9 protein-coding genes and 2 pseudogenes are annotated in these 9,968 nt (G+C 58.4%); 5 read left to right on the forward strand and 6 right to left on the reverse strand.

Annotated elements, in window-relative coordinates; translation table 11 throughout:
- The 4 genes and pseudogenes from glnA to ntrC all read left to right on the forward strand — a co-directional run.
- Positions 1-789: pseudogene (glnA, locus tag Q0341_RS11220) on the forward strand (glutamine synthetase); the annotation flags it as partial.
- A 121-nt stretch (positions 790-910) separates the two neighbouring features.
- Positions 911-1,573, forward strand: a complete 663-nt coding sequence (locus Q0341_RS11225) for a hypothetical protein (RefSeq protein WP_299513249.1) — start codon at positions 911-913, stop codon at positions 1,571-1,573.
- Complete coding sequence (gene glnL / locus Q0341_RS11230; protein WP_299513251.1) at positions 1,570-2,631, forward strand: nitrogen regulation protein NR(II); 1,062 nt, start codon at positions 1,570-1,572, stop codon at positions 2,629-2,631. The genes Q0341_RS11225 and glnL overlap by 4 nt, the downstream gene beginning before the upstream one ends.
- A 34-nt stretch (positions 2,632-2,665) precedes the next feature.
- Positions 2,666-4,243 (forward strand): nitrogen regulation protein NR(I), encoded by a 1,578-nt coding sequence (gene ntrC, locus Q0341_RS11235; RefSeq protein WP_299513254.1) that lies wholly within the window; start codon positions 2,666-2,668, stop codon positions 4,241-4,243.
- A 106-nt stretch (positions 4,244-4,349) separates the two neighbouring features.
- Here the strand turns inward: ntrC and Q0341_RS11240 are convergent, their stop codons facing one another.
- The 6 genes from Q0341_RS11240 to Q0341_RS11265 all read right to left on the reverse strand — a co-directional run bounded on the left by Q0341_RS11240 (position 4,350) and on the right by Q0341_RS11265 (position 9,532).
- Positions 4,350-5,738, reverse strand: coding sequence for a L,D-transpeptidase family protein (locus Q0341_RS11240; RefSeq protein WP_299513257.1), 1,389 nt, complete (start codon positions 5,736-5,738; stop codon positions 4,350-4,352).
- The gene (locus Q0341_RS11245; protein WP_299513259.1) at positions 5,735-6,883 is read right to left on the reverse strand and encodes a tetratricopeptide repeat protein; all 1,149 of its coding nucleotides are present in this window, start codon (positions 6,881-6,883) and stop codon (positions 5,735-5,737) included. Before Q0341_RS11245 ends, Q0341_RS11240 begins: the two co-directional genes overlap by 4 nt.
- Before the next feature lie 395 nt (positions 6,884-7,278).
- A complete protein-coding gene (locus Q0341_RS11250) occupies positions 7,279-7,947 on the reverse strand; it encodes an RluA family pseudouridine synthase (protein WP_299513261.1) in 669 nt (222 codons plus the stop codon).
- Positions 7,948-8,000: 53 nt separating this feature from the next.
- On the reverse strand, positions 8,001-8,141 hold the full coding sequence (locus Q0341_RS11255) for a hypothetical protein (protein WP_199222290.1): 141 nt from the start codon (positions 8,139-8,141) through the stop codon (positions 8,001-8,003).
- 146 nt (positions 8,142-8,287) lie between these two features.
- Complete coding sequence (locus Q0341_RS11260) at positions 8,288-8,926, reverse strand: nitroreductase family protein (RefSeq protein ID WP_299513268.1); 639 nt, start codon at positions 8,924-8,926, stop codon at positions 8,288-8,290.
- A gap of 69 nt (positions 8,927-8,995) precedes the next feature.
- The gene (locus Q0341_RS11265; RefSeq protein ID WP_299513270.1) at positions 8,996-9,532 is read right to left on the reverse strand and encodes a pseudouridine synthase; all 537 of its coding nucleotides are present in this window, start codon (positions 9,530-9,532) and stop codon (positions 8,996-8,998) included.
- A gap of 123 nt (positions 9,533-9,655) precedes the next feature.
- Here Q0341_RS11265 and Q0341_RS11270 point away from each other — a divergent pair.
- Positions 9,656-9,968 (forward strand): annotated as a pseudogene (locus tag Q0341_RS11270) (DUF159 family protein); the annotation flags it as partial.

Consider the following 9,968-nt stretch of genomic DNA (forward strand, 5'->3'; position numbering starts at 1 on the left):
GAAGTGCACCACCACGAAGTGGCTGGCGCAGGTCAGTGCGAAATCGGTACCCGCTTCTCGACCTTGGTGGAGCGCGCCGACTGGACATTGCTGCAAAAGTACGTGATCCACAACGTGGCCAACGCTTACGGTAAAACAGCCACCTTCATGCCCAAGCCTTACGCTGGCGACAACGGCTCTGGTATGCACGTTCACCAGTCGATCTGGAAAGATGGCAAGAACCTGTTCGCAGGCAATGGCTACGCAGGTTTGTCTGAACTCGCGTTGTTCTACATCGGCGGCATCATCAAACATGCACGTGCCCTGAACGCGATCACCAACCCCGGCACCAACAGCTACAAGCGTTTGGTACCTCACTTCGAAGCCCCGGTGAAATTGGCTTACTCGGCCAAGAACCGCTCGGCGTCGATCCGCATCCCCAACGTCGCCAGCGACAAGGGCCGTCGTGTTGAAGCGCGCTTCCCCGATCCATTGTGCAACCCCTACCTGGGCTTCGCAGCTTTGTTGATGGCGGGCTTGGACGGTATCGAAAACAAGATCCACCCCGGCGAAGCTGCGACCAAAGATCTGTACCATTTGCCACCAGAAGAAGACAAGTTGGTGCCCACTGTTTGCTCCAGCTTGGACCAAGCTTTGGACGCACTCAATGCGGACCGCGCCTTCTTGACCAAGGGCGGTGTGTTCACCGACTCATGGATCGATGCTTACATCGACTTGAAGATGCAAGAAGTCAACCGCGCTCGCGTGGAAGTCTCTCCTGTTGAATACGACATGTACTACTCGCTGTAAGCGATCAATGGCCCACTGCACCTCGGTGCAATGACCCCAAAGGACGGCCAAGGCCGTCCTTTTTTTCTGCTTCAATGTTGTTTTGGTTGTGATCAAGCACCGCTTGCACAGGAGCGAGACCATGAAACACCCTGGAACCTTCGTGCGCCCTTGGCCCTGGGCCGTGGCACGTTTGTCCTGGCCTGACGCGGCTTGGGGTGCGAGGCTCTGGGGCGGTGCTGCGCAAAGTTCGGTCGCCACGGTCGCCTTGTTGGCAATTTTGTGGAGCGCTGCGCCCACATCCGTGAAAGCGCAACAACCCCTGCAAGAGCATGCACAAAAACAAACGCAAGAGACCGTCTACCGCTGTGGCCAAGCGTATACCAACGTGCCCCGTGACCCCACCCAATGCGAGCGTTTGGCCTTTTCTGCCATCACCGTCATCACTGGCTCCCGTCCCTCGGTGCCCAAGCCTTCCGCCGCCGCTGTCGTGGGGGCGAGACCGTCAAAGACGCATCAGCAGTCCGAAAGTCCCAACGCACCCGCACCCACTGCGCGTGATGTGCAGGCGCGCACCATTTTGAGCCAAGAGCTGACCCAGGCGCGTCAGCAACTGACTGAGTTGGTGCAAGCCTACAACCAAGGCGAACCTGTGAAATGGGCCGCTGAAGCCCGCAACCACCAAAAGTACTTGGACCGCGTGGCCGCACTCAAGGCGGCCATCTCGCGTACCGAGCGTGACATCGACAGCCTTGAGCGCGAGTTGGCTCGCCGCCCGCTGCTGGCCAGCACCGACACCCCATGAACAAACCCAACCGATTTCAGGCGTTTGACCTGTTGGCCACCCCTGTGGCCGTCATGCAAGGGGAGGGCCGCGTCCGCTTTGTCAACGCGGCATTGGAAGATGCCTTGGGCATGTCACGTCGAACCCTGCACGACAGTTACTTTCCCGACTATTTTTTGGACCCCCAGCCCCTGGTCATGGCGCTGGCGGGTGCGCAGTCCAATGAGTTTGCCGCGCTGCGTTACGAGGCCCAGTTGCGCCGGCTGCACCATGAAGACCCCTTGCCGGTGCATGTGATCGTGGCCCCTTCTGACGTGGCGGATGAGGTGATCGTGGAGCTGCTTCCCGTGGAGCAACAAACCCGCCAAGAGCGCGAGGAACGGCTGCTCGAACAAGCACAGGCCAACAAGGAGCTGATCCGCAATTTGGCGCACGAGATCAAAAACCCATTGGGCGGCATTCGTGGCTCGGCGCAGTTGTTGGAGATGGAGCTCAACGACAAGGATTTGACCGAGTACACCCAAGTCATCATTCGAGAGGCCGACCGCTTGCAAACGCTGGTGGACCGTTTGCTGGCGCCGCACCGCAGACCGCATGTGGTGGGTGATGTGAACATCCACGAGGTGTGCGAGCGCGTGCGGGCCCTGATCTTGGCCGAGTTCCCACGGGGCCTGAAGGTGGTGCGCGACTACGACATCTCGATTCCCGAGTTTCGCGGGGACCGCGAACAGTTGATTCAGGCGGTGCTGAACATCGCGCACAACGCTGCGCAGGCCTTGCAAGAGCGCATTGTGCAAGGTGATGGCCGGATCACACTGCGCACGCGCATCTTGCGGCAAGTCACGTTTGGCAAGCAGCGTTATCGCCTGGCATTGGAATTGCATGTCATGGACAACGGGCCTGGCGTACCAGACTCGATCAAGGACCGCATTTTCTTCCCGTTGATTTCGGGCCGAGAGGGCGGATCAGGCCTGGGGCTGACATTGGCGCAAACCTTTGTGCAGCAGCACCACGGCATGATCGAGTGTGACAGCGAGCCCGGTCGTACGGATTTTAAAATCTTGATTCCGTTGCCTTGAAGTTCAAGAGTTTGACCTCAGAAAGCACATTTTGATGAAGCCGATCTGGATCGTAGACGATGACCAATCCATCCGCTTTGTGCTGGAAAAAGCACTCTTGCGAGAAGGCTTGCCGACGCGCAGCTTCACCAATCCCCGCGAGGTGATGAAGGCCCTGGAAACTGAGGGTGACAGCGAAGGCCCTCAGGTGTTGGTCAGTGACATTCGAATGCCGGGTGGTTCGGGTCTGGATCTGCTGTCGGCCATCAAGCTGCGCATGCCGGGTTTGCCCGTCATCATCATGACGGCGTTTTCTGACCTGGACAGCGCGGTCTCGGCTTTCCAAAGTGGCGCGTTTGAATACCTGCCCAAACCCTTTGATCTGCCCAAGGCGGTGGAGCTGATCCGACGCGCCGTGGGCGAGAGCCAGCGTGAGGATGTGGCCGAAGAAAAAATGGCCGATGCGCCCGAAATGCTGGGCCAGGCCCCGGCCATGCAAGATGTGTTTCGCGGCATCGGTCGCTTGGCGCAGAGCCACGTCACAGTGCTCATCACGGGGGAGTCGGGCTCAGGCAAAGAGCTGGTGGCGCACGCACTGCACAAGCATTCGCCACGCGCCAACCAGCCTTTTGTGGCCATCAACACCGCGGCCATTCCCAAAGACCTGCTGGAGAGCGAACTCTTCGGTCACGAGCGCGGGGCCTTCACAGGTGCCCAAGCTTCACGCCGAGGCCGCTTTGAGCAAGCCGATGGGGGCACGCTGTTCTTGGACGAAATTGGCGACATGCCCTTTGATTTGCAAACCCGTTTGTTGCGTGTTTTGTCAGATGGCAACTTCTACCGCGTGGGCGGTCACAGCGCCGTCAAAGCCAATGTGCGCGTGATCGCTGCCACGCACCAAGACTTAGAGCAGCGCGTCAAGGAAGGGGTATTTCGTGAGGACTTGTACCACCGTCTGAACGTTATCCGATTGCGCCTGCCCGCTTTGCGCGAACGGCGTGAGGACGTGCCCGTGCTGGCGCGTTACTTCTTGCAGCGCAGCGCCCAACAATTGGGCGTTGAGCCCAAACGCATTGCGGATACAGCGCTGGAACGTCTGAGCTATTTTCAGTTTCCAGGCAATGTTCGCCAGCTGGAAAACATTTGCCACTGGCTGACCGTGATGGCACCTGCGCAAGTGATTGAGGTGAAAGATTTGCCCCCCGAGGTGCTGGACAGTCGTGCCAGCGTGACATCCGCATCGGCGCCTTTTTCTGCGTTGTCTTCGGGGGCGGCGTCCTCTGCGGCGTCTTTGCACGGGCACACCCCGTTGGCAGATGACCTGGCCGCTGGGCCATTCGATGTGGGCCCTGTAGATGAGGTTCGGGGGGGCTTTGAGGCCTTGGCGCATTCGGGTCAGCCCACAGGGAGCCATTCAAGCTGGGAGTCGATCCTGGAGAGAGAAGCCTTGGCCTTGCTGGACGCAGGTCGCACCGACGTGTGGGATGCCTTGACCCGACGGTTTGAAACCAGTCTGATTCAGGCGGCCTTGGCCAACACACGCGGGCGACGCATTGAAGCCGCTCAGAAGCTGGGGATTGGGCGCAACACCATCACCCGAAAAATTCAGGAGCTGGGCTTGGATGACGCTTGATGGCATCCGTTTTGCAGGTTCAAACAGGGTGGAAGAATAAAACCGCTTGGGCCGTGTGCTTGGGCTTTCAGCCGAGGTCGTGGGCGGCACTGCCCCAAAAAACCATTCAGGTGGGGCCCTCGTACACGACACGCCACTGGCCGTTTTCTTTTTGCCAATAAGTGCGCAAATACCCGAGTCCATTGAGGCTGGAGCGGCGAGGATCTTTCAGGGTCACCACCATGTTCTGGGCCTCGTCTTGCCATTGCAAAGCCGAGACCAATTCAAGGGGTTGACGCGTTGGGCTGGAGGCCGACGTGCCCGTCAGGCGGGGCCACCAATGGTCCAAATTTTTGCCATCGCGCACAAAGCGCTGGCTGTAAAGGGATTTCAAGGTCGCGATGTCTTGTCCTTTGCGCGATTGCAGCCAAAGATCCAATACCGGTTTGAACGATGCGAATGCCTGGCTTTCCTGGTCTTGCGGCACCCAGTCAAGGTGCTTTGCGATGACCACAGGGGTCATGCGCAGGTCGGGCAATTGGAGCAAGTTGGCCATGTCCGGGTTGGCAAGCACCAAGCAGCCATCGGTGGACTCCGGTGCGCGGGCGAACTGGGCGCTTGGGGTGCCGTGCAGCCAAATGCCAGAGCCGGTTTTTTGGCGCATCACGTCCACGGCGTTCGGGTAGTTCAGCGTCAATGCGCCAGCGCCATACAAGTCCGGTAAATTTTTGCCTGGCAGATTTTTCAGGAAAAAATAAATGCCGATGGGGGTTTTTCCATCCCCTTCTTGGTATTTCCCAATCCCGTTGATGCCCACCGAAACATAGCGCTCTTTGACCAGGTGCAAGCGCGCGATGCCATCGGGTGTGGGGCGATTTTCAAACAAGTAAAAACGTGATTTTGAGGTATCAATGGCCACGATGTGGGGCTGTTTCGCACCCAAGAAAAGAACAGCCGAGGGAATTTTTCCTTGCAAATGGGGGGTGTCTTCTCGGCGCAGCCTGCGCTCAAATTCAAGGGTCAGCTCATCCAGCCTCTTTTTTGTGGCTGGGGTGTGCTGTGCGGCCTTGTCAGACCAAGCCATTGGAGCGCTTGAGGTGACGTTGAGCAGATCGGCATACAACAACTGGCCGAGTTGAAAGTTTGGAAATCGAGCGTTCAGCTGTTCGGCGATCGAAAGCGCTTGGCCCTGTTGCCCTTCTTTGAGCGCACCGAGAATTTCTCGGATCAGTTGTTCAGGGTCTTGGGTGTCGGGCACGAGAGCCTGGTTGCGTGGCTCAAATTCCACGCGCCAAAACCCGGTGTTGGAGGATTCCCAAGGGAATGCAGGGGCTTCATCCATGACTTTGGCCAGCGCCTGCGCCGGGTTACCGCTTAACCACCAGGCACCCGAAGCCAGAACCAACCAAGCCAGACCGACCCACAGCCAGTGCAGAGGCCTACGAATTTTTCCTGCATCCAGGCGCTGCGGTGTGCTTTGGATGTCGGCGTTCGGCGGATCGTGTCGTGTTTTCAATTCACAGACTCGCGCACGATCAGCCAAGTGTTGCCTTGCCGAACCATGTCCAGCGTCTTACGGATGTTGCCTTTGAAATTGTCTGAGGCATAAATTTGCTGAAATTTAGCCGAGGCCGTGTCGCCGTTGAATGCTATTTTCAACTGCTTGATGCCGACTGAAATGGATTTTTTAGAAACGATCTTGAGGCGGCGGTCAGCTTCCCATTGGGTTCGGTTCAGCCGCCCCGTTGGGACAAAATCATTGGCATAGGCCGCGTAATAGCGGTTCATGTCTTTGTCACTCCAGGCTTGCGCCCACGCCATGACCGCGCGCTCCACACCGCTCGTGTCCGGTTTGACCGGTTCAGCGGTCGCTTTGTCAGATGCGGCCGTGCCGTTTTGGGTGGAGGCGGAAGCTTTGGGTAATGGGGGACTCGCTGCAGCCAAAGCGCGGTCGGTGGGTGTGCGCTCTGATTTGGTTGGTGCAGCAACCTGTGCCTTGACTTCTGTGGGCGGCGTTTTGCCAGACGAAGCCTGTTGGGTGTCCATGGCTTTGGCTTCACGTTCTTTGCCAATGCGACCGAGCAGCGTCAATTGCGGCGGACTGGCTTTGGCTGTGGGGCCGATTGGCAGCGCTTTGGCGTAGTTTTGTTGGGCCAATCGGCTATGAATGTCCGACAAATTGCGGTGCGCTGCGGCATAGCTGGGATGCGTTTGAAGGGCTTTTTCTAAGAAAGATTTGGACTTTTCAAGCTGACCTTTGGAGGCATAAAGCACCCCTAGGTTGTTGTAGGCTTCAGATTGCTCAGGATGCAACTCGGTGATTTTGGTGAAGGTGTCAATGGCTTTGTCCCGCTGACCCATTTGGGCTTGAACCACGCCTTCTAGGAAATACCACTGCACATCATTGGGTGCGTTTTTCCGCTCTTGACGAACGAGTTTCATGGCTCGATCGAGCTGCCCTTCTTGGATGGCTGTTTTGACGGCGTCTTCTGCCTCTTGAGGCGATTGAGCCCAGACCGATGACCCCAACAACTCGGTGATTTTGGTGAAGGTGTCAATGGCTTTGTCCCGCTGACCCATTTGGGCTTGAACCACGCCTTCTAGGAAATACCACTGCACATCATTGGGTGCGTTTTTCCGCTCTTGACGAACGAGTTTCATGGCTCGATCGAGCTGCCCTTCTTGGATGGCTGTTTTGACGGCGTCTTCTGCCTCTTGAGGCGATTGAGCCCAGACCGATGACCCCAAGCCCGCGAGCCCGAAGACCAAGTTCAAAATGGCGAGCCAACGGATCGTTGGGAGGGTACTTCGCCATTGAACAGAAGTTGAAAGCAGCATGGGCTGTTGTACCAAATGCAAAACTGCATATTCTATCGAAGGAATCACCAGAAACGATTCTTATGCCAGTGTGCCAACCGGTTTGGCAGGGGTTTTGGCCGTCGGAGGCCGTGCCGGTGAGTTCAAAAATACAACTTGCGGCAGTGCGCAGTTCCTTGGGGCTTGGTCACCAAGTCCGGTCATGCGCTGTGGATGCTCAGCCGATGCCTGTCATTGGCTCACGCAATGTGGGGTGCAGATGCAGACCATTGCACAGGGGCGGTGAAGGCCAGCGCTTGGTCGGTGAAGGGGTGAACGAACGCCAGCTCTTGCGCGTGCAGCAGCAGACGTGGGCTCATGGCCTGGATGTCGGGCGTGGCATACAGTGAATCGCCCAACATGGGGTGGCCAATGCTTTGCAGATGCACCCGCAGTTGATGGGTGCGGCCGGTGACGGGTTCGAGTTCGATCAAGCTGGCGTTATCACCCGTTTGCAGCACGCGCCAGCGGCTTTGGCTGGCCTTGCCGTCGGGGTGGATGATGTGGATTGGGCGGCGTTCCCAATCCAGCAAAATGGGCCCCTCAATGGTTCGCCAGCCGGCCTCGTCGGCCAGCATGGCCGATTGGGTTTGCACGGGTTGTCCTGCCACCACGGCTACATAACGTTTTTTTACTTGGCGGGTTTCAAACAGCTTGTTCAGTCGCCGTTGGGCTTCGATGCCTCGCGCCATGATCAGCAGGCCTGAGGTGTCTTGGTCCAGGCGGTGCACCACCAAGGCCTCGGGGTAGCGGTCTTGTACACGTTTCGCCAAGCAGTCTTGCTTGTCTGGGCCACGACCGGGCACAGACAGCAGGCCGCTGGGTTTTTCAAGCACCAGCAGGTGTTCGTCTTCGTGGAGTGGGGTCATGCCGGCACTTCAAATCGCCTGCGCGCTGGGGTGCGGCTTGCAGGTGGCAAGCCTCAAGAGGGCTTGACTTTGCCGCGTGGGGCCACAAAAGTTGACGGCGCCATGGGGCGGTCCGAGGTGAACGTTTTGGGGGGAGACGTGTCTTTCTTTGGCTTTTTGGCCATTTTGTTGCTGCGTTGTTCGCCTTTGGCCATGGTGTTTCCTTGAGGGCGTCATCCCGGATTGGGAGTGGCTTGATGTTAATGCACAAAGCCGCAGAGTCTGCGGCTTTGTTGGCTGATTTGTGCCCGCCCAAGTGGCGAACTGTGTGTCAGATTGGGCCGCGAAATCAGTGGCAGGCTTACTTGACTTCGGTCACAAACTGAGCGGTCGGGCGGCGCACCTTTTTGAGGGTGGCCAGCCAATCGCCTTCGCTGGCGCGGTAACCCAAGGGCACGATCACCACGCTGCGTAAGCCTCGGGCGCTCAGGCCTAAAATTTCGTCAACAGCTTTGGGGTCAAAGCCTTCCATGGGCGTGGCGTCCACCTCTTCGAAGGCAGCCGCGATCAATGCAGCACCCAGACCGATGTAGGCCTGACGGGCCGCGTGCTCGAAGTTCACCTCGGGCGTGCGGGCCGGGTAGTTTTTGAGCAACATTTGGCGGTAGTTTTCCCAGCCTTCGTTGGTGCCGCCGCGCTGCGCGTTGGTCATGTCAAACATCATGTTGATGCGCTCGGCAGTGTAGTTGTCCCAGGCGGCAAACACGAGCAGGTGCGAGCCGTCGGTGATTTGGGCTTGACCCCAGGCTTTGGGCTTGATCTGTTCACGAACCGCAGCATTGGTGACAGAGATGATTTCGAAGGGCTGCAAGCCGCTGGAGGTCGGTGCCAAGCGGGCGGCTTCGATGATGCGGTCCACTTTGTCTTGGGGGACGGACTTGGTCGGGTCCATCTTTTTGCAGGCGTAGCGCCACTCGAGTTTGTTCAGCAAATCAGACATTTTTTTCCGTTGAAGGGGTTGAAGAGGCTCGATTGTGGCCGATCGTTCGGATCGCCTCATTGGGCCCGCTCAGACCGTGGCTTCTTGCCATGAACCGGAGGGCAGACCATCCAAGTTGTAAGGTCCCACGGCCGTTCGAATCAGGCGCAGCGTGGGCAAACCCACGGCCGCGGTCATGCGCCTGACTTGGCGGTTTCGGCCCTCGCGGATCACCAACTCCAGCCACGATGTGGGAATGTTTTGCCGCGCGCGAATCGGCGGGTCGCGTGGCCACAGGTCAGCGGGCGGCTGCACCGCGCGGGCGCGTGCGGGCAGGGTGGGGCCGTCGTTCAGCGTCACGCCCCTTGCCAAGGCAGCCAGTGCTTTGTCGTCCACCAAACCCTCGACCTGCGCCAGATAGGTCTTTTCCATCTTGAAGCGCGGGTCGGCAATGCGGGCCTGAAGCTGTCCATCGTCAGTGAGCAGCAGCAAACCTTCGCTGTCGGCATCTAGCCTACCCGCCACATACACATCTGGCAGGTCAATGTGCTCCCGCAGCCCACGCCAGCGCCCTTCGGGGGTGAACTGGCTGAGCACGCCATAGGGTTTGTTGAAGCGGATCAGCATGGGCCAGCAAGTCTTGTCATTGAAGGCTGAGCGTATCAGGTCGTGCGCTCAGTTTCTGCAGGTCGGTGCCTTCAGACCCGACAAGTGTTGGTCGCCCCACAGCTGTCGGTTAGCATCAACCGCATGAGCACCCAATACGAATGCCTGAAAAGCCCAGACTTGTACGCCGAGGCCTTTGGCATCGCCACGCCCGAAGCCCTGCTGGGCAAAGAAGTCTGGCCGCGTCAGCCGGGTTTTTTTATCCGCAAGGCGCTTGCGGCGTCTGAGCAAGCCTTGGCGTGCGCTCCTGTAACCACTCCTGAAACAGAAGCCACCTCCACGCCAGCACCTGCCAGCCAATGGGTGATGGAACTGGCCCAAGGTCAATTTGGCTTGGTGCCGACTTGGGTCAAGTCGGCATCGGACGCCAAACTGCGGTCAACCAAACTCGCGGTGA

This window comes from uncultured Limnohabitans sp. (assembly GCF_937889215.1).
Taxonomy (GTDB): domain Bacteria; phylum Pseudomonadota; class Gammaproteobacteria; order Burkholderiales; family Burkholderiaceae_C; genus Limnohabitans_A.

Bases quoted from the DNA above. Each gene is read 5' to 3' on its own strand.
- Q0341_RS11225 (WP_299513249.1), top strand. From the start codon at position 911: ATGAAACACCCTGGAACCTTCGTGCGCCCTTGGCCCTGGGCCGTGGCA.
- glnL (WP_299513251.1), top strand. From the start codon at position 1,570: ATGAACAAACCCAACCGATTTCAGGCGTTTGACCTGTTGGCCACCCCT.
- ntrC (WP_299513254.1), top strand. From the start codon at position 2,666: ATGAAGCCGATCTGGATCGTAGACGATGACCAATCCATCCGCTTTGTG.
- Q0341_RS11245 (WP_299513259.1), bottom strand. From the start codon at position 6,883: ATGAAACTCGTTCGTCAAGAGCGGAAAAACGCACCCAATGATGTGCAG.
- Q0341_RS11250 (WP_299513261.1), bottom strand. From the start codon at position 7,947: ATGACCCCACTCCACGAAGACGAACACCTGCTGGTGCTTGAAAAACCC.
- Q0341_RS11255 (WP_199222290.1), bottom strand. From the start codon at position 8,141: ATGGCCAAAGGCGAACAACGCAGCAACAAAATGGCCAAAAAGCCAAAG.
- Q0341_RS11260 (WP_299513268.1), bottom strand. From the start codon at position 8,926: ATGTCTGATTTGCTGAACAAACTCGAGTGGCGCTACGCCTGCAAAAAG.
- Q0341_RS11265 (WP_299513270.1), bottom strand. From the start codon at position 9,532: ATGCTGATCCGCTTCAACAAACCCTATGGCGTGCTCAGCCAGTTCACC.